Source organism: Comamonas fluminis, from assembly GCF_019186805.1.
Lineage (GTDB): Bacteria > Pseudomonadota > Gammaproteobacteria > Burkholderiales > Burkholderiaceae_C > Comamonas > Comamonas fluminis.
In genome coordinates, this window is record NZ_CP066783.1 from 970315 (window position 1) to 994798 (window position 24484).

Here is a 24484-nt window from a genome sequence, read left to right on the forward strand (position 1 = left end):
TGCAGCCATTTATCAATAAGCGCCTGCAGCTGCATTTTTGATAGCGATATGGGCCTGCTCCCGTGCCAGTTCCTGGGCGGAATAGTCCGAAGGTGCGAAGGATTCATGATCCTGAGCGCTGACCGTGTCCTGCGCAGTCAGATCATCGGTCACCTCCCGCAGCCTGGCGGACTGCGCCAGCGAGGTCTGCACCACATCCCCCATGATCTGCGTGACCTGGCGTGAGGAGGTCACGATTTCTTCCATGGTCTTGCCCGCATCACGCACCTGATTTACGCCCTGAGTGACTTGCTGCGAAGAGGCCTGTATCAGCTGTTTGATCTCCTTGGCTGCCTCGGCGCTGTGCTGGGCCAGCTGGCGCACTTCACTGGCCACCACGGCAAAGCCCCGGCCCTGTTCGCCGGCTCTTGCGGCTTCCACGGCCGCGTTGAGCGCCAGCAGATTGGTCTGAAAGGCGATGGAGTCCATCATGCCGACAATGTCGCCAATCTTGCGGGAGCTGGCGCTGATCGACTCCATGGTTGCCACCACGCTTTGCACCGTGCGCCCTCCGGCTTCGGCCACCCGGCAGGCGTCCTGAGCCAGTTCATTGGCCTGACGGGCATGGCTGGCGCTGGCGGTGAGGCCTTGCACGGTCTGGCGCAAAGTCTGTGCGGCCATGACGCGGCGGGTAATGTTGGTGGCGAATTTGACGACCTTGAAGGGGCGACCGTCGGCATCCAGAATCGGGTTGTAGCTGGCTTCAATCCATACGGGGCGGCCATTTTTGCCAATGCGCAGGTACTGCCCCGCATCGTGATAGCCCAGTCCCAGCTTGTGCCAGAACTGCTGATAGACCGCGCTTTGCCGCTCCTGCGGCTGCACAAACATGCTGTGGTGCTTGCCCACGATTTCGTGCAAGGCATAGCCCATGGTCTGCAGAAACAGGGCGTTGGCGTCCAGGATGGTGCCGTCCAGATCAAACTCGATGGTGGCCTGCACCTTGGCAATCGCATCCAGCTGGCCGCGTGCATCGTCTTCGCGCAGTTGCTGATCGGTGATGTCGGTGGCGTACTTGACCACCTTGCAGGGCTTGCCCTGGCTGTTGAGGATGGGGTTGTAGCTGGCCTGCAGCCACACATCCTGGCCCTGGCTGTTGATGCGGCGGTAGCGGCCGCTGTCGTGCATGCCGGCGGCCAGTTGCTGCCAGAACAGCGCGTATTCAGGCGATTCGCTGGTTTGCTCATCCACAAACATGCGGTGATGCCGGCCGATGATGTCTTCTGCTGCGTAACCCATGGTTTGCAGGAAGTTGTCATTGGCCGCCAGAACATGGCCTTGCAGATCGAACTCGATCACGGCCTGCACTTCGTTGAGCGCGTCCAGCTTGCCTTGCATGTCGGCATATTGCTGGCGACGGCTTTGAGAGCCCCAGAGAAAACCGGTCATGACAAACTCCCGTTGCGGATAGAAAAGTTTGCTAATGTTTTATTTGTTTCAATTTGTTTTGTGTAGGACAAAGCAGCTTCTTGAGCCTTGTGGAATCCAGAGCGCCGACTGAGTCGCTTACCAGACGGATGGCATGATGTCCCCATGTCTTGCTGGATCGATACCCACTGTCATCTGGATGCGGCTGAATTCGCTCCAGACCGCGATGAAGTGCGCGCTGCTGCCCGCGCTGAGGGGGTGGCGCACCTTGTCATTCCTGCGGTAGAGCGCGCCCATTGGCAGGAGGTGGTGCAGCTGGCGCACCGCCATGGCGACAGCTATGCGCTGGGCATCCACCCGCTCTACACCCCCAGAGCCGATGAAAGCGATATTGGCGCGCTGCGCGAAATGCTGACCCGGCAGCGCAGCGATCCGCACCTCGTGGCGGTGGGCGAAATAGGGCTGGACTTTTTTGTGCCGGGCCTGAATGCGGAACGCCAGATCTGGTTTTATGAGCAGCAGATCAAGCTGGCGCGTGAGTTCGAGTTGCCCGTCATCCTGCATGTGCGTAAAAGCAGTGACCGGCTGCTCAAGACCCTGCGCCAGCACAAGGTGGTGGGCGGCATTGCCCATGCTTTCAATGGCAGCGCCCAGCAGGCGCAGGCCTTCATGGATCTGGGCTTCAAGCTGGGCTTTGGTGGTGCCATCACCTATGACCGTGCGCTCAAGCTGCGCGAGATGGCGGCCAGCCTGCCGCTGAATGCCCTGGTCATGGAAACCGATGCGCCCGATATTCCGCCGCACTGGCTCTACACCACGGCAGAGCAGCGTGCCGAAGGTCAGAGCCAGGGCCGCAACAGCCCGGCGGAGTTGCCGCGCATTGCCGCGCAGGTGGCGCAGTTGCGTGGCATCAGCGTCGATACGCTGGCCCAAGCCAGCACAGCCAATGCACAGCAGGTTCTGGGCTTGTCTGCGCTGAATATGCAAGAAATTGGCCGCTAGCCTAAGTCCGATAAGCGCAAGCAGCTATTGTTTTGAATAGCGCTGCATGGCGCAGGCTGATGGCAGCTGGGCGACAATCGGGCATGCCCAAGAAGTCTTCCACATCCGTTGCCGAGAATGCTCCTGCCCGCTGGCAGGGGCTGGCTGCGGTGGCCGATGCGCGAACCCGGGCGCTGGTGCTGGGCAGCTTTCCCGGTGTGCGTTCGCTGCAGTTGCAGCAGTACTATGCCCATCCGCAAAACCAGTTTTGGCGCTTGCTGCAAGCAATGTGGCCCCAGCACCCGCAGCCTGCGCGGGAGGATTACGCAGGCCGCTGCGAATGGCTGCTGGCACGCGGATTGGGGCTGTGGGATGTGTATGACAGCTGCGAGCGTGAAGGCAGTCTGGACAGCGCCATTCGCGCAGCCCAGGTCAACGATTTTGGCGCACTGCGCCAGCGCTGCCCGGACCTGAAACTGGCGCTGCACAACGGTGGCGAAAGCTTCAAACATGCGCGCCAGACCGAGGCGCTGGGCCTGACGGCGATCAAGCTGCCATCGACCAGCCCGGCCCATGCCAGCTGGTCATTCGAGAAAAAACTGCAGGCATGGCGCGAGGCTCTGGCCGCCCAGGGCTTGCTCTGAATATTGGTGAGAAACGTGATTCGTAAAACCCGTGGCGGCGCCAAGCCGGCGCAAGACAAAAACGCACAGGTTGCGCCTGAGCTGCCCGAAGTCAGCGTCTCTGACGATGGTGACGTGCGCTATCTGCACCTGGGAACGCCCTGGGTGCAGGGCTCCATGCGCATTCGCGACCCTTTTGATATCGACCTGGAATATGTGCAGCGCATGATGGGCTGGCTGCTGTTTGCCGACCCCACTGAAGTGCCCAGAATGCACGCCATGCAGCTGGGCCTGGGTGCGGCGGCCATCACCAAGTTCTGCCACAAAAAGCTGCGCACCAAGACCACGGCCATTGAGCTCAACCCGCAAGTCCTGGCCGTGTGCCGCAGCTGGTTCAAGCTGCCGCCCGACAGCAGCACGCTGCAGGTGGTGCTGGCCGATGCGGCCGCCGAGATCAAAAAGCCCGAATGGCATGGCACGGTGGATGCGCTGGCGGTGGATCTGTACGACCACGAAGCTGCCGCGCCGGTGCTGGACAGTGCCGAGTTCTATGCCGATTGCCGCAATCTGCTGACCGAAGACGGCATCATGACCGTCAACCTGTTTGGCCGCTCGTCCAGCTTTGACAAGAGTCTGAACCAGATGGCCGAAGCGTTTGGCGAAGAGGCACTCTGGGCCTTTCGCCCCACGCGCGAAGGCAACACCGTGGTGCTGGCCCAGCGCACACCACGCGTGCTGCAAGGGGCAGAACTGGAAGCGGCCTGCGACCAGGTGCAGGCACGCTGGGACTTGAACACCACCCGCTGGGCCAAGATGTTTGTGCCCGCGCGGGATGCCGAGGCGGGCACCAGATCCACCGGCAAGGCCGCCAGGGCCAAGGTCAGCCGAATCAGCAAGGGCGCAGCCGAGTAATTGCAAAGTCTGGGTAAAGCTGGTGGCGCCGGCATTGATTGCGGCCGTTTTCTGCCGATGATGAAGGTATGACAATCTCAGCCATCTCCTCCAGCTCTGCCAGCACGGCGTCCTCCGGCGCCAGCGCGGCGTCGCGCATTCAGCAGCTGCAAAAGCAGATCAAAGACGCGACTAACGAGCTCAAAGAAGTTGCCAACAGCGACTCTGACGCCGAAACCAAGCAGCAGCAGACGCAGCTGCTGCAGGCCAAGATTCAGATGCTGCAGGCGCAGATCGAGGCCTTGCAGAGCCAGCAGGCTCAGCAAGCCCAGCGCAGCGCCGAGGCAGCCCAGCAAAAGACCGAAGACACTCAGCAGACCAAGACACGCAGTCCAGCAAGTCAGGGCAGCCTGGGCGGGCTGGTGGACGAATATGCCTGAGCTGCATCAGCCCAGTGCCATCCGGCAGGGCTGACGGGCAGCTCAGAGCACCATCGCGGGCCTTGAACGGGGTACAGTCAGGCCCATCTTTCTGCCCAAGTTCACCATGCCACTGACTGAATCTACTCCGGCCAAGTCCAAGCAGTCCATCAAGCCTGTTCCTTATCACGGGCCGCTGGACTGGCGCATGCTGGTGCAGTGGCTGCAGGATGATGGCGTCATCACGGCGCAGGAAGCCGAGCGCACGGTGGCGCGCTGCTCATCCGCCGAAAGCGTGCAGCTGCCGCTGGTGCGTCTGGCCAATGTGGGCGTGGTCAGTGCGCAATCGGGCAGGCCACTGGATATAGAGACACTGACGCAGTATCTGGCGCAGCGCAGCGGCCTGGCTTATCTGCGCATTGACCCGTTGCGGGTGGACGTGGGCCGGGTGGGCGAGGTCATGAGCGCCAGCTACGCCGAGCGCCACAAGGTGCTGCCCGTGCAGGTGACAGCCAAGGAAGTGGTAATTGCCACGGCCGAGCCTTTTATTACCGACTGGGTGAGCGAGGTGGAGCGCCAGGCGCGGCGCAGCGTGCGCTGTGTGGTGGCCAATCCGCTCGATATCAAGCGCTTTACCGCCGAGTTCTTTGCGCTGGCCAAGTCTGTGCGTGCAGCAGAAAAAGCCGGTGGTGCAGCCAGTTCAGCCAGCTTTGAGCAACTGGTGGAGCTGGGCAAGAGCAACAAGCAGCTGGACGCTAACGACCAGGGCGTGGTCAAGGTGGTGGACTGGCTGTGGCAGTACGCTTTTGACCAGCGCGCCAGCGATATTCACCTGGAGCCAAGGCGCGAGCAGGGCGTGATCCGCTTTCGCATCGACGGCGTGCTGCATCCCGTCTATCAGATGCCCATGGGCGTGCTGAACGCCATGGTGGCGCGTATCAAGCTGCTGGGCCGCATGGATGTGGTGGAAAAGCGCCGCCCGCTGGATGGCCGCATCAAGACGCGCAACCCGCGTGGCGAAGAAGTGGAAATGCGCTTGTCCACGCTGCCCACGGCCTTTGGCGAGAAGATGGTGATGCGTATCTTCGACCCCGAAAATACGGTCAAGAACCTCGATGCGCTGGGCTTCAGCGCCCATGATGCGCAGCGCTGGGAGGAGCTCGTAAAGCGCCCGCACGGCATTATTTTGGTGACGGGTCCTACGGGTTCGGGCAAGACCACCACGCTGTACTCCACCCTGAAGCGCGTGGCGACCGAAGAGGTCAATGTCAGCACGGTGGAAGACCCCATCGAAATGATTGAGGCCAGTTTCAATCAGACGCAAGTGCAGCCGCAGCTGGATTTCAACTTCACCGAAGGCCTGCGCGCGCTGATGCGCCAGGACCCGGACATCATCATGGTGGGCGAAATCCGCGATCTGGCCACGGCTGAAATGGCGGTGCAGGCTGCACTGACCGGGCACCTGGTGTTCTCAACCTTGCACACCAACGATGCGCCCAGCGCTGTCAGCCGCCTGATGGAGCTGGGGGTGCCCGCCTATCTGATCAACGCGACCTTGCTGGGCGTGCTGGCGCAGCGCCTGGTGCGCACGCTGTGCGTGAACTGCAAGGAGCGTGACGAGGCTGCCAAGCCCGAGGAGCTGGCCGAGACCGTCAAGCCCTGGAAGCTCAGCGGCAGCTACCAGCCTTACAAGCCTGTGGGCTGTGAAGATTGCCGCATGACGGGCTATCGCGGACGCATGGGGCTGTATGAGCTGCTGATGGTTAGCGAAGCTCTCAAGAAGCAGATTCACGATGCGCCATCGATGGATGCGCTGCGCCGCCAGGCTGTTCAGGACGGCATGCGCCCGCTGCGACTTGCGGGGGCGCTGCGCGTGGCCGAAGGTGTCACCACATTGACCGAAGTGCTGGCCTGCACACCGCTGCTGAGCGAAATGTAGTTCGCACCAGCGACGGGTAAAGCTGGCTGGAGGCGCCGAAAGCAGCTCTTGAATGTGAGTGTGTGCTTGGGCTTTGACGCAGAGGCGCAAAGGCGTATCTCAGGAACGCTTGCGCACGAGAGATGTGTACAAAACGTCGGCATTAGGGAATGCCCTCTGTAGGTGGAATCCACATCAATTCGGCATACCTATGAAACGAGAATCGCCAAGTCGTGATTTCCGTAAGGAGACGTTTTGTGAAAATCAAGAGCCAAAAAGACTTTTTCTCCGGTCTGATGTTCTTGGTTGTCGGCCTCGCTTTTGCGATCGGCGCAACCAACTACACCATTGGCACCGGCGCCCGCATGGGTCCTGGTTACTTTCCGTTGATCCTGGGTGTGCTGATGGCCATCCTGGGTGCTGCTATCTGCATCGGTGGTCTGACCAAAGGCCCCTCTGGAGGTGACAAGATCGGCAAGTGGGCCTGGAAGCAGGTGTTCTTCATCCTTGCTGCCAACTTCGCCTTCGGCATTTTGCTGGTCGGTGTTCCTGCTCTGGGCATTCCCCAGTTCGGCCTGATCATCGCCATTTATGCCTTGGTCTTTATCGCAAGCATGGCTGGCGATAAGTTCAACTTCAAGGAAACAGCAATTCTGTCCACCATCCTCGCGGTGGGTAGCTACATTGCTTTCGTGTGGGCGCTGAACCTCCAGTTCCCCGTGTGGCCTAGCTTCATCGCTGGCTAATCAGGAGCATCGTCCATGGATCTGATTCAGAACTTGTCGACGGGTTTTGGCGTGGCTTTCACGTTCCAGAACCTGATCTACTGCTTTGTGGGCTGTCTGCTCGGTACGCTGATTGGCGTGCTGCCAGGTATTGGCCCAGTGGCGACCATCGCCATGTTGCTGCCCGCCACTTACGCACTGCCTCCCGTGGCGGCGCTGATCATGCTGGCCGGTATTTACTACGGTGCCCAGTACGGCGGCTCCACCACCGCCATTCTGGTGAATCTGCCAGGTGAATCCTCGTCCGTTGTGACGGTGATTGACGGCTACCAGATGGCGCGAAAAGGACGGGCAGGCCCTGCGCTGGCAGCGGCTGGTATCGGCTCCTTCTTCGCTGGCTGCGTGGGCACCATCATTCTGGCGGCCTTCGCTCCTCCTCTGACGGAAGTGGCTTTCAAGTTCGGTCCTGCCGAGTACTTCTCGCTGATGACCCTGGGTCTGATCGGTGCTGTGGTGCTGGCTTCCGGCTCGCTGCTCAAGGCGATCGCGATGATCGTGCTGGGTCTGCTGCTGGGCATGGTCGGTACTGACGTGAACTCCGGCGTGGCACGTTACAGCTTTGATATTCCTGAACTGACCGACGGTATCGACTTCGTGGTGATCGCCATGGGTGTGTTCGGTTACGGTGAAATCATTGCCAACCTGGCACAGCCTGAAGACGAGCGCGAAGTGTTTGCTGCCAAGGTGACTGGCCTGATGCCCACCAAGGAAGACTTCAAGCGCATGCTGCCCGCCATGCTGCGCGGCACGGCTCTGGGTTCGGCTCTGGGCATCTTGCCTGGTGGCGGTGCCATGCTGTCGGCCTTTGCTGCTTACACCATCGAAAAGAAGACCAAGCTCAAGCCCGGTGAAGTTCCTTTCGGTCAAGGCAATATCCGCGGCGTGTGCGCTCCTGAATCGGCCAACAACGCTGGCTCTCAGACATCGTTCATTCCTCTGCTGACTCTGGGTATTCCTCCTAACGCCGTGATGGCGCTGATGGTGGGGGCCATGACGATTCACAACATTCAGCCCGGCCCTCAGGTGATGACCAGCAACCCGGAACTGTTCTGGGGTCTGATCGCCTCCATGTGGATTGGTAACCTGATGCTGATCATCTTGAACCTGCCGCTGATCGGCGTCTGGATCAAGCTGCTGACAGTGCCTTACCGCTGGCTGTTCCCGTCCATTGTGTTGTTCTGTGCTATCGGCGTGTACGGTACCAACAACAACGCATGGGACGTGTGGATGGTGGGTATCTTCGGTTTCGTCGGCTATGTGTTCCACAAGCTGGGAACAGAGCCTGCACCTTTGCTGCTGGGCTTCATTCTGGGCCCGATGATGGAAGAAAACCTGCGCCGTGCTCTGCTGCTGTCGCGTGGTGACTGGTCGGTGTTTGTGACCCGCCCCATCTCCGCTGGTCTGCTGCTGGCCGCCGTGGTGCTGCTGGTGGTGGTGCTGATGCCCGCAGTGAAGAACAAGCGTGAAGAAGCCTTCGTGGAAGAGTAAATCTCTTGCCTGATTGCTGACCAAGCTTGAAGCGGCCCGAAAGGGCCGCTTTTTTTATGGCTGCTGCGCTGCCAGAAGCGCCTAAGTCGCCCGGCGGGTGACATTCCGGCGGGCAGGTGCGGGGCTTTTAATATCGGGACTTTTGCAGCTGCGGGTACTGATGACGGCGTCACAATAGCTGCAGTTACCTGAGGATTGCATGGCTTTGTCTCTATTGCCCGCGCAGCACCCCGAGCGGGTTTTGCTGCATAACGAAATTCACGCTCGCCCGGCCGAGATCATTGAAGCACCGCTGGCCATCACGCATATCGTGATGCTGACCGATGCGGCCCAGCGAGAGGCCAGCCGCGCCCATGTGGCGGCGCTGCTGCGCGACCATCACCGCCCCTTGCCCGATGCGGCAACGACCCATGTGCTGATTGACCTGGGCGCCTTCCGTCTGCGCTGGGAGCAGCACACCGAGTTTGTTGCCTGGACGTTTGCCACGCCCATGGAGCAATCCTCCCTGGGCGATGCTCGAGAGCTGGAGACGGCGATTGACGCCGTGCCCCAGAGCTGGCTGAAAGCGCTGCCCGGCCAGTGCCTGAGCAGCCTGCACCTGTGGGCGCTGAGCGAAAGCGCTGTCGATGTGCCGCAACTGGTGCGTCATCTGCTGCATGCGGACACCTTGGTCGGCTCGCGTGTGGCTGGCGATGCAGGCAGCGTCTATACCGACTTTGCCATTCACGCCGATGGCTTCTCGCGCATGCTGCTGCTGGCGGGGGCGGACCTCTCGCCGCGTCGTCTGGGCCGGCTGGTGCAGCGACTGCTGGAGATTGAAACTTACCGCATGGCGGCCTTGCTGGGCCTGCCTGCAGCGCGCAAGGCTGCGGCTGTGCTGGCCACAGCAGAGCGCGAACTGGCGGAGCTGGCCAATGCCATTCGCGCGGCCGACCGGGATGCCGAACCCGCGCTGCTGGACAGGCTGACCCGCCTGGCAGGGCAGGTGGAGAGTGAATACGCTGCCACGCACTCGCGTTTTTCGGCCAGCTCTGCCTACTTTGAGCTGGTGGACAAACGCATTCAGGAGATTCAGGAGTCGCGCCTGGATGGCATTCAAACCATTCGCGAGTTCATGGACCGGCGGCTGTCGCCTGCACGCGCAACCTGCGAATGGGCCACGCGCCGCCAGAATGCATTGTCAGAGCGCGTATCCCGTGTCAGCAGCCTGCTGCGCACGCGTGTGGAAATCGAGCAGCAGCAAAGCAGCCAGCAACTGCTGGGCACCATGAACGACCGCCAGGGCATGCAGCTCAAGCTGCAGTCCACGGTGGAAGGCCTGTCGGTTGCTGCCATCACTTACTACATTACCGGCCTCATCAGCTATCTGGCCAAGGGCGCGCAGAAGCTGGGCTGGCCCTGGTCGCCGGAATCGACGGCGGCCGTGGCCATTCCCATCGTGGCCTTCAGCGTCTGGTGGTCGCTGCGCAGGTTGCACCACAAGCTGTTTGGTCGTCATGACTGAAATATGCCGCTAGCGCTGATATATAAAGCGCTAGCTGCTATGTATTTTGATTTTCTAGGCGCAAGCGCCTGGATGGAAACCGTGAAAGGACTCTGAAATGGACTTTGGTATCGCCGGGCGCTGGGCTCTGGTCTGTGGCGCCAGCAAGGGGCTGGGTTTTGGCTGCGCCAAGGCGCTGGCTGAAGAGGGCGTGAATCTGGTCATCAACGCCAGAAGTGCAGACTCTCTGCAAGCAGCTGTGCAGAAACTGCAAGCCATTGCCCCGCAAATCAAGGTGATTGGTGTGGCTGCAGACATCACCACGCCCGAAGGCCGTACAGCTGTGTTTGAAGCCGCTGGTGGCCCGGGCAAGGATTACGATATTGTGGTGACCAATGCCGGTGGCCCGCCTCCCGGCGACTTCCGCACTTGGGACCGCGAAGCCTGGATCAAGGCGGTGGATGCCAATATGCTCACCCCCATCGAGCTCATCAAGGCCACGGTGGACGGCATGGCAGAGCGCGGTTTTGGCCGCATCGTCAACATCACTTCCAGTGCAGTGAAGGCGCCCATTGACATTCTGGGTCTGTCCAACGGCGCACGCAGCGGCCTGACAGGTTTCGTGGCAGGTCTGGCACGTTCCGGCATTGCAGCCAAGGGCGTGACCATCAACAGCATCCTGCCCGGCAAGTTCGATACCGATCGTCTGGTGGCCACCCACAAAGCCACGGCCAGCAAGACGGGCCAGGAACTGGATGCCGTGCGTCAGGCACAGGCCGATCAGATTCCTGCCAAACGCTTTGGTACGGCCGAAGAGTTCGGTGCTATCTGCGCCTTCCTGTGCAGCCGCCAGGCCGGCTATATGACAGGCCAGAACATCCTGCCTGATGGCGGCCTGTACCCTGGCACTTATTGATCGCCAGGCGATGAATACCTAAGCCCCGCACTGCGGGGCTTTGTTATTTGCGCGATGACACCACAATGCCTGCCACGATCAGCGCAAAGGCAATGGCGTGGTACAGATGCGGTGTCTCGCCCAGCACGGGAATGGACAGCAGGGCCGTAAACAGCGGAATCAGATTGCCGAAGAAGCCCGCAATGGCAGGCGTTGCGCGCTGCACGCCCATGCCCCAGAAGCGGTAGGCCAGAATGGCCGGGCCAACGGCAATGAACAACAGGGCTGCCAGCAGCGGCCAGCCTGGCACAAACTGGAATTGGCCCAGCAGGATTTCGCCACCCGTAAACAGGCCAGACCAGATCAGACCAAACACGATCTGCGCAAGGAGAAAGCTGGCCCAGTGTGCCTTGACATCCTGCGGCCCGGTGCTGCGCGACAGCAGCCAGGTGTAGAAAGCCCAGGCAATCGTGGCCAGCACCATGAACAGGTCACCCGCCACAAAGCGCAGGCTCAGCAAGGTGTGAAGATCGCCCCGAGACATCACCACGGCAACGCCCAGCACCGACAGCACTGCGCCGCAAAGCTGGCGGCGGCTGACGCCAATGCCCCAGCACACGCGGCCTATGAGCAGCATCCACACCGGCATGCTGGAGCCAACCAGCGTCACATTCAGCGGTGTTGACGTTTTCAGGGCCAGATACAGCAGCGCGTTGTAGCAGCCAATGCCCAGCAGCCCCAGCAACATGTACTGGCGCCACAGGGGCCAGATGGGGCTGTCTTTGCGCAGCACTTTCCAGGCCAGCGGAAGCAGCAGCACAAAGGCAATGCACCAGCGAAAGAAGTTCAGCGCGAAGGGTGAGATCAGATCATGAGCCAGTCGGCCCACGATGGCATTGCCCGCCCATAGCAGCGGTGCCAGAGCCAGCATGGCTGCAGTGGAGGGCTTGAGCGAGGAATTCATGGGGTGCAACTTTACTGCGCAGGATGGGGACACCATTGCGCAGTCCCTGCTGCTGATTCGCAATTCGTGATGCAAGGCATAGCGTTTGGAGAGGCGCGACAATGCTTTCATGAAGAAGGACACACGCATATGGCTGCAGGCGCAGCGCAACGAACTCTATCAAGAACCGGTTCGCCCGCGCCGCAGCCTGTGTGTGCAAGGGCATGTGGTTGGCTCGCTGGATGAGCTGCTGGTGCAGCAGCTGGAGGGTGAGGCGCTGGCGACTCATGGCTTGCAACTGCAGTGGAGCGAAGGCCAGTGGCTGCTGCTGGGTGAGGGTACGGCCAGCGAAAAACTCAATCGCCTGGCACTGGCGCTGCGGCAAGCAGGGCTGGCTGGAGCCTGGCGCAACGAGCAGCTGGCGGTCTATAACAGCAGCGATCAGGTGGTGGCCACTGTGGAGCGTGGCGCGGTGAGGCCGCTGGGCATTGCAACGCGCGCCGTGCATCTGGTGGGGTTCAGCCCTGATGGTTTGATCTGGGTCCAGCAACGAGCCAGCAACAAGTCCAACAACCCGGATATGTGGGATACCTTGATGGGCGGCATGGTGTCGGCTGCAGACAGCCTGCCCGATGCACTGGCACGTGAAACCTGGGAGGAAGCAGGGCTGCACGTTCATGCGCTGCAAAACCTCAGGCACGGTGGCTATGTGGATTTTTCGCGCCCCAGTGATGAAGCGGAAGGCCAGGGCTATATGCGGGAGCGCATTGACTGGTTCTCTGCAACCGTGCCCGCAGCCATGAAGCCGAGCAACCAGGATGGCGAAGTGCAGCGCTTTGAGCTGCTGACACTGGATGTGATGGAGGAGTGGCTGGTGCAGGGCCGCTTCACGCAAGAAGCGGCCATGGTGCTGGCAGCCTGCATGGGCTGGTAGCTGCAGGCGGTGGCTGAAGGCTATCGAATTCGGAGCTAAATCGGCACAATGTCTGCTCATGTCTGAGCGCTCCTATATCTCCGCTGCATCCGCCCGCCGCATCACGCTGGTTTCCGTCTCAGGCTTGTCTGATGCGCAGGCTGCAGGCTGGGCTCTGGTGCTGAGCCAGTCGCAAATGCCTGGTTGCAAAGCTGTGCTGTGCAGCCCCGTGAGGCCTGCCGATCTGCCAGATTCTGTTGAGCATGTGGCCATTGGGCCGCTGGACTATCAGGGCTACAGCTGGTTCATGCTGTTCATGCTGTGGCGCGTGGTGCACACCGAGTTTGCGCTGGTCGTGCAGGACGACGGCTGGGTGCTGGATGGCCGCCTGTGGCGTGATGAATGGCTGCAGTATGACTACCTTGGTGCACCGGTTCACCTGGCCCATGTTTCTGCCCCCGAAGGGGATTACTGGAGCCGGGGCTTTGGCTGGTGCAATGACTTGCCGCAGGGGCACCATGCAGTGCCTGTGCTCAACGGTGGTTTCAGCCTGCGCAGCCAGCGCCTGATGCGGGTGTTTGCCGACCACCCTCAGCTACGGGTGGAAGTGCCTGCGCCAGACCTTGTGGCCCCGCAGCCGCTGCAGTTTGCCTGGGGGCAGGATGCCTTGAATGAAGACGTGCAGCTCACAGGCATTCTGCGTGAGCGGCTGCAAGCGCTGGGCATGCGCTTTGCCCCGCTGGAGGTTGCCATCCACTTTGCCATTGAGTACGCAGGGCCGCTTCACAAGGGTGTAGATGCCCTGGGGCTGTTCGGTCACCATGCGCGAACCCGCAAGCTGGCAGGTCTGCAGCCTCTGGCCGTGCGCACCTCTTTGCCTCCCCAGGAAGTGGCCGCCATCTTTGGTGAAGCCGAGATGCTCAGAATGCTGGAGCAGCGCGGCTACCGCATTGACTACGCGGCCTGAGCTGCTTCAAACCTTGGGCAAATCCTGGCGTGGCTGGCGCAGGCGGCTGGGTGCCAGTGCACCTGCCTGCTCCAGAATCGGATAGGCCACCGAGCACAGCAGAGAGTTGATGCGCTTCAAGTCGCTGATCATGTCGATATGCAGCGAACTGGTTTCGATGCTCGACACCGTGTGCTGCGACAGGCGCGCCAGATGGGTGGCGGAATAGGCCAGCTCCAGATCACGAAAGCGCGCTTTTTCCTCCAGCAGCTTTTGCGCCTCGCGCACATTGCCATTGAGGAAGACGCTCATGGCCAGGCGCAAGTTGTCCAGCAGGTGCTGCGTCAGCTCGTGAATTTCCTGCATGCCAGCTTCAGAGAACTGACGCCCCTTCTTGATCTTCTTGTCTTCCAGATCCAGCAGCACGCGCTCGATGATGTCGCCGATCTGCTCCATATTGATGGTGAAGCTGATGATTTCCGTCCAGCGCTGACCTTCGCGTTCGTCCAGTTCGGCGCGGGAAATCTTGGTCATGTAGTACTTGATGGCCGAATACAGATCGTCCACCGTGCCTTCCAGATGGCGCACCTCTTCGGACAGCTTGGCGTCATCGGTCTCGGCCACTTTCTGCAAGCCGATCAGCATGGACTCGATCACATCAGCCTGATGCAGCGACTCGCGCACAGCGCAACTGATGGCCAGTGAGGGTGTGGATAGCGCAGAGGGGTCAAGGTGTCGCGGGCGCAGCAGCTTGGCAGCGCTTTCCTCTTCGGGTTTGGGCAGCAGTGTGGTCACCCAGCGCGCCACGATCTGCGTCAGTCCAATAAAGCACAGGCTGTTGAAAATGTTGAAAGCCAGGTGGAACATGACCACGTTCTGGCCCGGGTCCTGCAGATACGGCCGCACATAGTGCGACCACAGCCCGATGAAGGGCGCCACAATGGCCACGCCCATGACCTTGAACAGCAGGTTGCCGATGGTGACCTGTCGCTCTTCCACCGCAGACTTGGCCGTGGTGATGGCTGCCACCAGGCCGCTGCCCAGATTTGCACCCAAAGTCAGGCCCAGTGCCACATCCAGAGGAATGGCTCCCGAGCTGGCCATAGCTGCAATCAGCAGCACCACGGCCAGACTGGAATAGGCCACCACGGCCAGCACGGCGCCCAGCAGCAATTCCATGAACATATCGCTGCTGACCGAAGCCAGCAGGGTGCGCACGGCTTCTGCCTGCAGCAAAGGCTCGGTGGCCTCTACCACCAGGCGCAGCGCCAGCAGCATCAGCCCAAGGCCAATCAGCACGCGGCCAATACGCCCGGGCTTGGAGTCCTTGCGGGTGATGTAGAGCACCACGCCGATAAAGATGAACAGCGGCGATAGCCAGGAAAGATCGGTGGAGAAAAGCACGGCCATCATCGCCGTGCCCACATCGGCACCGCGCATCACGGCCAGTGCAGAGGGCAGGGTGATCAGACCCTGGCCCACAAAGGACGAGGTCATCAGCGATGTGGCGGTGCTGGACTGAACCAGTGCTGTAACGCCCATGCCCGAAAGAGCCGCCGAAAAGCGGTTGCTCATGCTGCGGGCAAGAATGTTGCGCAGGTTGGCGCCAAAGACCTGCAGGACGCCGGTGCGAACCATCTGAGAGCCCCAGACCAACAGGGCGATGGCAGCTAAAAGATTCAGTAGATGCTTCATGTGCTATAGGCGAAGAAGCAATCAAATATACCTCTGACTGATGAGCCATGCAGGCTGCGCAGTTTCCAACAGGTACATATCAGTGCGATTTAAGGGTAAATGTGGGCGCGAAAGTGTGCGCTTTTTTGCAGAGGGGCGAGTTCAGTCCAGCTTGATCTGAGCGGTGCGCACCACATCGCCCCATGACTTGAATTCCTGCGCAAGAAAACGCGCAAATTCCGCGCTGCCGCCGCCTGCCGGTTCAGCCCCATCGGCCACCAGCGCCGCGTGGACAGCGGGCGTGTTCAGCGCCTGCTGGGTGGTTTGGTTGAGCTTGTCCAGCACATCGCGGGGCGTGCCGGCAGGCGCAACCAGCCCGGCCCAGGATGTGACCACGAATTGCTGCAGGCCTTCTTCTTGCAGCGTGGGCAGTTCCGGCGCTGCACCGGAGCGCTTTTCCGAAGAGACCGCCAGAGGCTTGAGCTTGCCGCCTTTGGTCTGACCGATAGCGCTGGGAATGGTCTCGAAGGCAAGCTGGGCCTCGTTGGACATCACGGCCAGCAAGGCCGGGCTGCCGCCCTTGTAGGGCACATGCTGCAGATTGCCGCCTGTGCGGGCCTTGAACATCTCACCGGCCAGATGGGCGGGTGACCCGGTGCCCGCCGAGCTGAAGAAGATCTGCTGATCGCTTTTCTTCACATAGGCAATCAAGTCATGCACGGAGTTGAGCTTGAGCTGCGGCGCCACTACCAGCAGCAGCGGATATTTGGCAACCAGAGAGATGGGCTCGAAGCTTTTGGCGGGGTCGAAGCGCAGCTTGGAGTAGATATGCGGGTTGATGGCCTGGCTGCTGAGCGTGGTCATGAACAAGGTGTAGCCATCTGCTGGCGCGCCAGCGACCTGCTCGGCAGCCAGATTGCCTGCGGCACCGGGGCGGTTTTCCACCACGACGGACTGGCCCAGCAATTCGCCCATGCGCTTGCCAAGCACGCGGGCCAGCTTGTCAGTGGAGCCGCCAGGTGCAAAGCCCACGACCAGTCGAATGGGCTTGCTCGGAAAATTCTGGGCCTGCACCCCCAGCGCTGAAAACAGCAGCAAAGCACCCAACAGTGGTGTGTGCAGGCGCATGGAGGGGTTGAAAGTAGTGGGACGGTTCATTGTGGGCTCCGGACTGTTTTGATGGAAAAAAGGGCGAGCGAAGCCACGCCGCACCAGCCGGTGGGCTGGTACTGCGGGTGTGGCAAGAAAGGGGGAAGGCTTAGATCAGCGCAGCGTGCGGCTGCGTTGCGGCGCTGGCCGCGGGCACTGGCGTGTGATTGAGAGCCAGTTGCAGGACATCGAAATTGCGCAGGCGGCGTGCGGGGATGTCCTTGAGGGGGCGATTGAACAGCAGGGGCACGGCTTGCTCGGACAAGCCGCCATGTGAGCGCAGCGGCACCGTCAGGCCTGACAAGTCGTGCTTGCTGGCGCTGGTGCCCAGCACGGCCAGGCGGTGGGCCAGCACCACCAGATCGCCAATGCGGTCAGGCGGCAGCTCAAAACGGGCGGCAGCGGTGGCGCGGTCCAGCACTTCTTCTACCTCGGGGATGGCCTTGAGTGCGTCAACTACCGCCTGCTGCGTCGTGCCATTTTTCAGATAGACGGTGGCATAGGAGCCCAGAGCGCCGTGGTGCACCACATAGGGGTCGGTAATGGGCAGCAGCACGCGGGTGCTGTCATGGCCCAGAGCCTGGTCCAGCGCATCTTGCAGAAATGCCACCTGCGGGCGGCCCAGCGCATCGGTCTTGGCGTTCATGCCGTGGTCGGCCGTGATGCCGATCACCGCGCCCATGGCGTCCAGCTGGCCCAGGTAACGATCCATCATGGCGTAGAAGGCATTGGCATCGGCCGTGCCCGGCGCGTGTTTGTGCTGCACATAGTCGGTGGTGGACAGATACATCAGGTCAGGCCGCTGGCTGCGCATCAGCATCACGCCAGCGGCAAACACGAATTCCGACAGGTCGGCGCTATAGACCGAAGGAAGCGGCAAGCCCACCTGCGCCAGCACATCGGTGATGCCGTTCGCTTCCAGGCTGGCCTTGTCTGCGTGCTCTGCCGAAAAGCAGATGCCTTTGAGCTGGTGGCCCAGCAGGGCGCGCAGCTTGTCTTTGGCCGTCACCACGGCCACTTTCAGTCCTTGCTCGGCCATGGCGGCCAGCACGGTGGGGGCGCGCAGATAGCGGGCGTCGTTCATCAGCACTTCGGCGTTTTGCTCGGTGTCGTAGAAGTAGTTGCCGCAGATGCCATGCACGCTGGGCGGTGCGCCGGTCACGATGGACAGGTTGTTGGGATTGGTGAAGGAGGGCATCACGCAGTCGCCAGAGAGCACTGCGCCTTTGCTGAGCAGGCTTTTGAAGAAGGGGGCCACGCCGGCCTGCACGGCCTGGTTGATGTATTCCTGCTCGCAGCCGTCAATGCAGACGATCACGACAGGGGCGCTGGGCAGCTGGTAGCTGCGCTGGTTGATGGTGATGTTTGTCATGCCCTGCAGCTTAGGCAGTGCGCTTTGTGAACACTATCGACAAATAATGCGATAGGCGTGATGAAAAATCACAGATAAAGTCACCGAGCCGTCATTGAAAAACTGTCCACTCGCCAGCCATGCCGCATCAGCTCCCCCCACTGCACGCCCTGCGCGTGTTTGAAGTCGCCGCCCGTGCAGCCAGCTTTACCGAGGCCGCCAAAGAGCTGCACCTGACCCACGGTGCCGTCAGCCGCCAGATTGCGCTGCTGGAGGCATCGCTAGGCCAGTCGCTGTTTCGCAAGGAAGGCCAGCGCATGGTGGCCACGCCTCATGCCAAGGCCTTTGCGCGTGAGATCAGTCAGGCCTTTGACCACATTGGCGATGCCGCCCAGCGCTATGGCAAGCGCGCCAGCCAGAAGGTCATTCGCGTCAATGCGCCCGCCACCATGGCCATGCGCTGGCTGATTCCGCGGCTGGCGGCTTTTCACGCGCTGTATCGCGGCATAGAGGTGCGGGTGTCCACGGCCTTCAGCACCGAGCCTGCGCTCAAGGGCAGCTTTGATGTGGCCATTCGACGTGGCTCCATTGAAGCCGGGCAATACGAGGTGCTGCCGCTGTACACCGAGTTCAACACCGTCATCGTCAGCCCCCAGCTATGGCAGCAAAAGCCGCTGAAATCCATCAAAGACCTGGGCAAAGCCATCTGGCTGGCGGCTGAGACGCGGCCCGGCGACTGGGAGAGCTGGCTGCAGATGGCGGGCCAGCCCGACTTGCGACCCGTGCAGGTGCTGCGGTTTGACCACTTTTTTGTCTGCCAGCAGGCGGTGATGGATGGTCTGGGCTATGCCGTGGGGCCGCTACCTACGCTGAGTAACGATATTCAGCAGCAGCGCCTGTACGCGCCTTTCCCGGATGTGACACTGCACGGCAGCAGCTTTCAGGCGCTGGTGCCGCTGGATTCGGACAAGCCGCGCCATCTGCGCCAGTTTCTGGATTGGTTGCAGGCGCAGGCTGGACAGGAGTCTGCGAAGGGCATGTAAAGTGCTTTCTGCACTGGACTGTCAAGCGCCAGCGGCTAACAAAAAAAGGTATTTCATGATTTTTGGTGCTGGTGGTGCTGCCGCCGCGGGAATGCTGTTGATTCTGTTGGCCATGTTTCAGGGCCTGCTGCTGCTGGCGTGGTGGGGCTGGCGCTGGTGGAATGCGCATCGTGGCGCGCCACGCCCAGCGCTGCAGGCGTGGCAATGGGTAGCGGCCGTGTTGCTGTCTGTGCTGCCTATCTGGACTGCGCTGCTGTGGGGGCTGGATGCGCTGAGTTCCTATATGCGGCAGCAGTATCTGGTGCAGCAGGACAGGCAGCGATATTTCACCGTGTCGAGGGCGACGGCCTGGGGCGAGCTCGTGATTCCGGCTGGCAGCCATGCGGAGCGTGAGTTGCTGGAGGGCGAGAAACCTCTGAAGGGCGACGCATCGGATTTGCAGACGCTGACCGGTTTGCGTTTTACCAAAGCGGTGCCGCTGGGCGACCTGTCCATCAACGCTCTGGGTTTGAATGGCCAGTGGTTGCTGCTGGAATTGGCGCGGCCGCATCGCTTTGCAACGGAGGATTGCCCCGCCGGGTACATCGCGCAGTTCAAGGCGCTCAAGCCCAGAACGGTGCTGCGGGATGTGCCGCTTACCGTGCTGCAAGCCCAGCCGTTGCATCTGGCCGACTGGTCGTTTGACAGTTGCTACGACTCCCCGCAGGCCATCTTGATGCAGTACTGGAAGGGCAGCGAGCTGGTCTGGATGGATTTGCCTGATTACGGCCTGAATTGAAATAAAAAAACCGCTGCACAAATCGGGCAGTGGTTCATCAATTTTGATAGCGTCTAGCGCTTATCAAGATTGGGCTTTGGCGCGTTTTGCTCTTAAAACCTCATCCAGAATCAGCAAGATGGCACCCAGGGTGATGCCCATGTCCGCCACGTTGAAGGCCGGGAAGTGGCTGGTGCCCCAGTAAAAGTCCAGAAAGTCCACCACATAGCCGTGCTGCAAACGGTCGACCACGTTGCCAATGGCGCCGCCCAGAATGCTGGACAGCGACAGGCAGAACATTTTTTGCTCGGGGTGTTTGCGCAACTGCCAGACGATAAGAATGGTCGCCACCACGGCAATGGCTACAAAGAACCAGCGCTGCCAGCCGCTGCCGTCTGCCAGAAAGGAGAAGGCCGCGCCCGTGTTGTGCGCGCGCACGATGTTGAAGAAGCTGGTGATGGGTGTCCAGTCGCCGTACTGGTAGTGGCTCAGGATCATCTGCTTGGTGATCTGATCCACGCCGATGATGACCACGGCCCACAGCAGCCAGGGCCAGATGCGACCAAAACCTGCGGGAGATGTCTGGGTGTTGCTCATTACGACTCTTTGCTTCAGCTATTTTTGATAGCGGCTTGTGCTTGATTCCATTAGGCTTCAGGCTGATTTGAGCTAGAAACAGGCTGCCAGTTGTTGCTGGCAGCCCATGGGCTCAAAGCTCAGGCCTTGCTGCGCACTTCGCCCGTGCCGTGCAGATTGCTGTCGCAACGGCCGCACAGTGTGGGGTGCTCGGGGTTCACGCCCACGTCGTCACGGTAGTGCCAGCAGCGTTCGCACTTGGCGGCTTCGGAAGGCTTGACTTCCACAGCCAGCGCGTCGCCAGCGACCGCCTTGGCGGCCGAGGTGATGAGCACAAACTTCAGGTCGTCGGCCAGTGTTTGCAGCAGGGCCAGGTCTTCGTGCTGGGCGCTGATGGTGACTTCGGCCTGCAGCGATGCACCGACCAAGCCTGAACCGCGCACGGTTTCGATGTCCTTGTTGACCACGTCGCGGATTTCGCGGATGCGGCTCCACTTGGCCAGCAGGGCGTCGTCGCCTTCGGACAGATCCAGGAACTTCTCCAGGAAGATGGTTTCGCTGTTGCCCACGATCTTCCAGGCTTCTTCGGCCGTGAAGGACAGGAACGGTGCCATCCAGCGCAGCAGCGCCTGGGTGATCTGGTGCAGCGCGGTCTGGGCGCTGCGGCGGGCCAGGCTCTTGGGTGCGGTGGTGTAGAGGCGGTCTTTCAACACGTCCAGGTAGAAGCCGCCCAGGTCTTCGGAGCAGAACAGCTGCAGCTTGGCGACCACGGGGTGGAATTCATAGACCTGGTAGTGGGCAATGATTTCTTTTTGCAGCTGGGCCGCGCGCGCCAGGGCGTACTGGTCGATCTCCAGCATGTCCTGGTATGCAACGCTGTCTGTGGCGGCGTCAAAGTCGCTGGTGTTGGCCAGCAAGAAGCGCAGCGTGTTGCGGATGCGGCGGTACGCATCCACCACGCGGGCCAGGATCTTGTCGTCGATGCCAAGGTCGCCCGAGTAATCGGTCGAAGCCACCCACAGGCGGATGATTTCGGCGCCCATCTTGTTGGACACATCTTGCGGTGCCACGGTGTTGCCGACCGACTTGGACATCTTTTTGCCCTGGCCGTCCACGGTGAAGCCGTGGGTCAGCAGGCCCTTGTACGGGGCACGGCCAAAGATGGCGCTGGCCAGCAGCAGCGAGCTGTGGAACCAGCCGCGGTGCTGGTCGTGGCCTTCCAGGTACAGATCCGCCTCGGGGCCTTGGTCGTGGTGCATGTCGGCATGGGTGCCGCGCATCACGTGCCAGAAGGTGGAACCCGAGTCGAACCAGACTTCCAGAATGTCGGTGCTCTTGGTGTAGAGCTTGGCTTCTTCGGCGCCCAGGATGTCTTCGGTGGTCACGCGGCTCCAGGCCTCGATACCGCCTTGCTCGATCATGTCGGCCGCCTGGTCGATGATCTCCATGGTGCGCGGGTGCAGTGCGCCCGTGTCCACATGCAGGAAGAAGGGGATGGGCACGCCCCACGAACGCTGGCGCGAGATGCACCAGTCGGGACGGCCGGCGATCATGGCGCGCAGGCGGTCTTGGCCGTTTTGCGGGTAGAAGCTGGTGTGGTCGATGGCTTCCAGTGCCAGCTGGCGCAGCGTCTGCTTGGGCTTTTGGGCGGGGTCGGTGAACACGCCTTCGCCTTCGTCCATGCGGATGAACCACTGGGCGGCAGCGCGGTAGATCACAGGCGTCTTGTGGCGCCAGCAGTGCGGGTAGCTGTGCTCGATGGACTTGGTGCCGATCAGGCGATTGGCCACCTTCAGTGCGTCGAGGATGACGGGCACGGCCTTCCAGATGTACTGGCCGCCGAACAAAGGCAGATCGGCTGCGTACACGCCGTTGCCTTGCACGGGGTTCAGGATGTCCTTGTACTCCATGCCATTGCTGATGCAGGAGTTGAAGTCATCCACGCCGTAAGCAGGGGCCGAGTGCACGATACCGGTACCGTCTTCGGCCGTGGCGTATTCGGCCAGGTAGACGGGCGAGATGCGGTCGTAACCCTTGTCCACATGGGCCAGCGGGTGCTTGAAGGGCATGTGGTCGAGCTTTTCACCCTTGGCCGTGGCCACCACGGTGCCGGTGATGCCCCAGCGCTCCATGCACTTGTCCACCAGGGCAGAGGCCAGAACCAGCAGGCCGCGCTCGGTATCCACCAGGCTGTATTCCAGATCGGGGTTGACGTTGAGCGCCTGGTTGGCGGGGATGGTCCAGGCGGTGGTGGTCCAGATCACCACAAACGCATCCTTGGCCAGCGCGGGCAGGCCAAAGGCGGCAGCCAGCTTGGCCGGGTCGGCAGCGGGGAACATCACGTCCAGCGTGTTGGACGACTTGTCCTGGTATTCGATCTCGAACTCGGCCAGCGACGAGGCGCAGTCAAAGCACCAGTACACGGGCTTCAAGCCACGGTAGACAAAACCACGCTCCATCACCTTCTTCAAGGCGCGCAGCTCCAGCGCCTCGTTGGCGTAGTTCATGGTTTTGTAGGGGTGGTCCCAGTCGCCCAGCACGCCCAGGCGCTTGAAGTCCACCATCTGCTGCGCGATCTGCTCGGTAGCAAAGGCGCGGCTCTTGGCCTGCATCTCGTCGCGGGGCAGGTTGCGGCCATAAAGCTTTTCGATGGCGTTTTCGATGGGCAGACCGTGGCAGTCCCAGCCCGGCACGTAGCGCGCGTCAAAGCCTTCGAGCTGGCGGCTCTTGACGATCATGTCCTTGAGGATCTTGTTGACGGCGTGGCCGATGTGGATCTTGCCGTTGGCGTAGGGGGGGCCGTCATGCAGGATGAACATGGGCGCGCCCTTGCGTGCCACGCGCAGCTTCTGGTAGGTGCCTTGCTCGTCCCATTCCTTGGCCCATGCCGGCTCGCGCTTGGGCAGATCGCCGCGCATGGGGAAAGGGGTGTCGGGCATGTTCAGCGTGCTGCGGTAGACAGACGCTTCGGGCTTGTTGGACTTCGAGTCAGACATGAGGAACCTTGAAAGCAATGCAATGCCCGGGCAGGTCTGCCTGGGCGTGAATGGAGAGATGAGCGCCAGTGCGCAGCAGCGCCGGTGGCGTGCAGGCGGTGAGCGTCAAATTCGGTCGCGCGTGGTCTGGCGACGGGTCTCGGTATAAGACGGCAGATGAGACGGCGTGTGGGCGGACGTGAAGAACGCGCGCGCATCAGCGCAGTCCTTGGCGATGCCGGCCGTCAGGGCATCGAGACTGTCGTACTTCAACTCGTCGTGCAATTTGTGCAGAAGTTCCACGTGGATGATTTTACCGTAGGCTCCTTCACCACCCAGCTGGGCGGGCCAATCAAAACAGTGGGTCTCCAGCAGCACGCGGCCCCCGTTGACGTCGTTAGGGTCCAGCGATGGGCGTACGCCCAGGTTGGCCACGCCGCGCAGCGGCTCCTCAGCCAGGCCATGCACCAGCACGGCAAAAATGCCGCTGGCCGCAGGCTTCCAGTGGTCAAAGCGCAGATTTAATGTGCGAAAGCCGTCATCCGCCCCTGCTTGCGACTCCGCGAGCTTTCTTCCTAGTTTCCGGCCATGTACCACATGGCCCGAAATCGTATAAGGGTGGCCCAGCAGCTTGGCCGCCTGCTGCATATCGCCCGCAGCCAGGGATTCGCGTACGGCGGTGCTGGATACGCGCAGGCCGTGCACTTCGTAGCTGTTCATGCGCGCCACGTCAAAGCCCAGCGCCTGCCCCGAGGTGTCGAGCAGCGCATAGTCGCCCGCCCGCTTGCGGCCAAAGCGGAAGTCGTCGCCCACCAGCACGTAGCGGGCGCCCAGGCCGGAAATCAGTACATCCTGAATGAAGTCTTCGGGGCTTTGGTTGGCCAGCGTGTCGTTGAAGGGCACGATGACCACCTGATCGACGCCGCAGATCTCCAGCTGACTGAGCTTGTCCCGCAGCGTGCCCACGCGGGCCGGGGCCAGCTCGGGCTTGCCCAGCTTCTGCGCGAAGTAGTCGCGTGGGTGGGGCTCGAAGGTCATGGCACAGCTGGGAATGCCGCGCTGGGCCGCTTCCGCCTTCAAAAGGCCAAGCATGGCCTGGTGTCCCCGGTGCACGCCATCAAAGTTGCCAATGGTCACAGCACAGGCTGGGGCCAGGCCAGGATGATTGATTCCGCGAAAAATCTTCATGGGCTGCTTTGTTTTTAGTAGCAGCTAGCGCCGATGCATGCGGCACAAGCCGTCAATTTGACATAATTTCAGAGTATAT

The 24484-nt window shown here is 61.3% G+C and carries 21 protein-coding genes; 13 read left to right on the forward strand and 8 right to left on the reverse strand.

Going from position 1 to position 24484, the window contains the following annotated elements:
* Positions 1-12: 12 nt before the first annotated feature.
* Positions 13-1377: a methyl-accepting chemotaxis protein gene (locus tag JDW18_RS04810; RefSeq protein ID WP_425514793.1), complete on the reverse strand. Its 1365-nt coding sequence runs from the start codon at positions 1375-1377 to the stop codon at positions 13-15.
* 195 nt (positions 1378-1572) lie between these two features.
* Here JDW18_RS04810 and JDW18_RS04815 point away from each other — a divergent pair, with 195 nt between their 5' ends.
* The 9 genes from JDW18_RS04815 (at position 1573) to JDW18_RS04855 (ending at position 10911) form a co-directional block, all read left to right on the forward strand.
* Positions 1573-2409 carry a TatD family hydrolase gene (locus JDW18_RS04815; protein ID WP_218242576.1) on the forward strand — a complete coding sequence of 279 codons (837 nt, stop codon included), beginning with the start codon at positions 1573-1575 and terminating at the stop codon, positions 2407-2409.
* 83 nt (positions 2410-2492) lie between these two features.
* The gene (locus JDW18_RS04820) at positions 2493-3032 is read left to right on the forward strand and encodes a DNA-deoxyinosine glycosylase (RefSeq protein WP_218243771.1); all 540 of its coding nucleotides are present in this window, start codon (positions 2493-2495) and stop codon (positions 3030-3032) included.
* 15 nt (positions 3033-3047) lie between these two features.
* Positions 3048-3923: a class I SAM-dependent methyltransferase gene (locus tag JDW18_RS04825; RefSeq protein ID WP_218242577.1), complete on the forward strand. Its 876-nt coding sequence runs from the start codon at positions 3048-3050 to the stop codon at positions 3921-3923.
* 68 nt (positions 3924-3991) lie between these two features.
* Positions 3992-4342: a FlxA-like family protein gene (locus JDW18_RS04830; protein ID WP_218242578.1), complete on the forward strand. Its 351-nt coding sequence runs from the start codon at positions 3992-3994 to the stop codon at positions 4340-4342.
* A 106-nt stretch (positions 4343-4448) separates the two neighbouring features.
* Positions 4449-6260 (forward strand): type IV pilus assembly ATPase TfpB, encoded by a 1812-nt coding sequence (gene tfpB / locus JDW18_RS04835; protein ID WP_218242579.1) that lies wholly within the window; start codon positions 4449-4451, stop codon positions 6258-6260.
* A gap of 236 nt (positions 6261-6496) precedes the next feature.
* Positions 6497-6985, forward strand: a complete 489-nt coding sequence (locus JDW18_RS04840) for a tripartite tricarboxylate transporter TctB family protein (protein WP_218242580.1) — start codon at positions 6497-6499, stop codon at positions 6983-6985.
* Positions 6986-7000: 15 nt separating this feature from the next.
* Positions 7001-8512, forward strand: coding sequence for a tripartite tricarboxylate transporter permease (locus JDW18_RS04845; protein WP_218242581.1), 1512 nt, complete (start codon positions 7001-7003; stop codon positions 8510-8512).
* A 199-nt stretch (positions 8513-8711) separates the two neighbouring features.
* Complete coding sequence (locus JDW18_RS04850) at positions 8712-10016, forward strand: DUF3422 family protein (RefSeq protein WP_218242582.1); 1305 nt, start codon at positions 8712-8714, stop codon at positions 10014-10016.
* Between the two features lie 97 nt (positions 10017-10113).
* Positions 10114-10911: an SDR family oxidoreductase gene (locus JDW18_RS04855; RefSeq protein WP_218242583.1), complete on the forward strand. Its 798-nt coding sequence runs from the start codon at positions 10114-10116 to the stop codon at positions 10909-10911.
* Between the two features lie 43 nt (positions 10912-10954).
* Here JDW18_RS04855 and JDW18_RS04860 read toward each other — a convergent pair whose 3' ends face one another.
* On the reverse strand, positions 10955-11854 hold the full coding sequence (locus JDW18_RS04860; protein WP_218242584.1) for a DMT family transporter: 900 nt from the start codon (positions 11852-11854) through the stop codon (positions 10955-10957).
* A 109-nt stretch (positions 11855-11963) separates the two neighbouring features.
* Here JDW18_RS04860 and JDW18_RS04865 point away from each other — a divergent pair, with 109 nt between their 5' ends.
* Entirely contained in the window at positions 11964-12767 is an 804-nt protein-coding gene (locus JDW18_RS04865; RefSeq protein WP_218242585.1) for an NUDIX hydrolase, read from the forward strand.
* Between the two features lie 58 nt (positions 12768-12825).
* On the forward strand, positions 12826-13713 hold the full coding sequence (locus JDW18_RS04870) for a DUF5672 family protein (RefSeq protein ID WP_218242586.1): 888 nt from the start codon (positions 12826-12828) through the stop codon (positions 13711-13713).
* A gap of 6 nt (positions 13714-13719) precedes the next feature.
* On the opposite strand, the gene JDW18_RS04875 is transcribed toward JDW18_RS04870, so the two are convergent.
* From JDW18_RS04875 to phnA, 3 genes are all read right to left on the reverse strand, one after another.
* Complete coding sequence (locus tag JDW18_RS04875; RefSeq protein ID WP_218242587.1) at positions 13720-15387, reverse strand: Na/Pi cotransporter family protein; 1668 nt, start codon at positions 15385-15387, stop codon at positions 13720-13722.
* Between the two features lie 141 nt (positions 15388-15528).
* Positions 15529-16524, reverse strand: coding sequence for a Bug family tripartite tricarboxylate transporter substrate binding protein (locus tag JDW18_RS04880; RefSeq protein WP_218242588.1), 996 nt, complete (start codon positions 16522-16524; stop codon positions 15529-15531).
* Positions 16525-16624: 100 nt separating this feature from the next.
* A complete protein-coding gene (phnA, locus tag JDW18_RS04885; protein WP_218242589.1) occupies positions 16625-17887 on the reverse strand; it encodes a phosphonoacetate hydrolase in 1263 nt (420 codons plus the stop codon).
* 119 nt (positions 17888-18006) lie between these two features.
* Between phnA and JDW18_RS04890 the strand changes: the two genes are divergently transcribed.
* On the forward strand, positions 18007-18909 hold the full coding sequence (locus JDW18_RS04890) for a LysR substrate-binding domain-containing protein (RefSeq protein WP_218242590.1): 903 nt from the start codon (positions 18007-18009) through the stop codon (positions 18907-18909).
* A gap of 55 nt (positions 18910-18964) precedes the next feature.
* On the forward strand, positions 18965-19687 hold the full coding sequence (locus tag JDW18_RS04895) for a hypothetical protein (protein ID WP_218242591.1): 723 nt from the start codon (positions 18965-18967) through the stop codon (positions 19685-19687).
* Between the two features lie 63 nt (positions 19688-19750).
* Here JDW18_RS04895 and lspA read toward each other — a convergent pair whose 3' ends face one another.
* The 3 genes from lspA to JDW18_RS04910 all read right to left on the reverse strand — a co-directional run bounded on the left by lspA (position 19751) and on the right by JDW18_RS04910 (position 24405).
* Positions 19751-20263, reverse strand: coding sequence for a signal peptidase II (gene lspA, locus JDW18_RS04900; RefSeq protein WP_218242592.1), 513 nt, complete (start codon positions 20261-20263; stop codon positions 19751-19753).
* Positions 20264-20382: 119 nt separating this feature from the next.
* Positions 20383-23238 (reverse strand): isoleucine--tRNA ligase, encoded by a 2856-nt coding sequence (ileS, locus tag JDW18_RS04905; protein ID WP_218242593.1) that lies wholly within the window; start codon positions 23236-23238, stop codon positions 20383-20385.
* Between the two features lie 105 nt (positions 23239-23343).
* The gene (locus JDW18_RS04910; protein ID WP_218242594.1) at positions 23344-24405 is read right to left on the reverse strand and encodes a bifunctional riboflavin kinase/FAD synthetase; all 1062 of its coding nucleotides are present in this window, start codon (positions 24403-24405) and stop codon (positions 23344-23346) included.
* Between the last annotated feature and the right edge of the window lie 79 nt (positions 24406-24484).

Excerpts from the sequence above, each read along its gene's own strand:
- JDW18_RS04820 (WP_218243771.1), top strand. The coding sequence starts at position 2,493 with ATGCCCAAGAAGTCTTCCACATCCGTTGCCGAGAATGCTCCTGCCCGC.
- JDW18_RS04855 (WP_218242583.1), top strand. The coding sequence starts at position 10,114 with ATGGACTTTGGTATCGCCGGGCGCTGGGCTCTGGTCTGTGGCGCCAGC.
- JDW18_RS04860 (WP_218242584.1), bottom strand. The coding sequence starts at position 11,854 with ATGAATTCCTCGCTCAAGCCCTCCACTGCAGCCATGCTGGCTCTGGCA.
- lspA (WP_218242592.1), bottom strand. The coding sequence starts at position 20,263 with ATGAGCAACACCCAGACATCTCCCGCAGGTTTTGGTCGCATCTGGCCC.
- JDW18_RS04865 (WP_218242585.1), top strand. The coding sequence starts at position 11,964 with ATGAAGAAGGACACACGCATATGGCTGCAGGCGCAGCGCAACGAACTC.
- phnA (WP_218242589.1), bottom strand. The coding sequence starts at position 17,887 with ATGACAAACATCACCATCAACCAGCGCAGCTACCAGCTGCCCAGCGCC.
- JDW18_RS04845 (WP_218242581.1), top strand. The coding sequence starts at position 7,001 with ATGGATCTGATTCAGAACTTGTCGACGGGTTTTGGCGTGGCTTTCACG.
- JDW18_RS04890 (WP_218242590.1), top strand. The coding sequence starts at position 18,007 with ATGCCGCATCAGCTCCCCCCACTGCACGCCCTGCGCGTGTTTGAAGTC.
- ileS (WP_218242593.1), bottom strand. The coding sequence starts at position 23,238 with ATGTCTGACTCGAAGTCCAACAAGCCCGAAGCGTCTGTCTACCGCAGC.
- JDW18_RS04895 (WP_218242591.1), top strand. The coding sequence starts at position 18,965 with ATGATTTTTGGTGCTGGTGGTGCTGCCGCCGCGGGAATGCTGTTGATT.
- tfpB (WP_218242579.1), top strand. The coding sequence starts at position 4,449 with ATGCCACTGACTGAATCTACTCCGGCCAAGTCCAAGCAGTCCATCAAG.
- JDW18_RS04815 (WP_218242576.1), top strand. The coding sequence starts at position 1,573 with ATGTCTTGCTGGATCGATACCCACTGTCATCTGGATGCGGCTGAATTC.
- JDW18_RS04880 (WP_218242588.1), bottom strand. The coding sequence starts at position 16,524 with ATGAACCGTCCCACTACTTTCAACCCCTCCATGCGCCTGCACACACCA.
- JDW18_RS04810 (WP_425514793.1), bottom strand. The coding sequence starts at position 1,377 with ATGCAAGGCAAGCTGGACGCGCTCAACGAAGTGCAGGCCGTGATCGAG.
- JDW18_RS04910 (WP_218242594.1), bottom strand. The coding sequence starts at position 24,405 with ATGAAGATTTTTCGCGGAATCAATCATCCTGGCCTGGCCCCAGCCTGT.
- JDW18_RS04870 (WP_218242586.1), top strand. The coding sequence starts at position 12,826 with ATGTCTGAGCGCTCCTATATCTCCGCTGCATCCGCCCGCCGCATCACG.
- JDW18_RS04875 (WP_218242587.1), bottom strand. The coding sequence starts at position 15,387 with ATGAAGCATCTACTGAATCTTTTAGCTGCCATCGCCCTGTTGGTCTGG.
- JDW18_RS04850 (WP_218242582.1), top strand. The coding sequence starts at position 8,712 with ATGGCTTTGTCTCTATTGCCCGCGCAGCACCCCGAGCGGGTTTTGCTG.
- JDW18_RS04830 (WP_218242578.1), top strand. The coding sequence starts at position 3,992 with ATGACAATCTCAGCCATCTCCTCCAGCTCTGCCAGCACGGCGTCCTCC.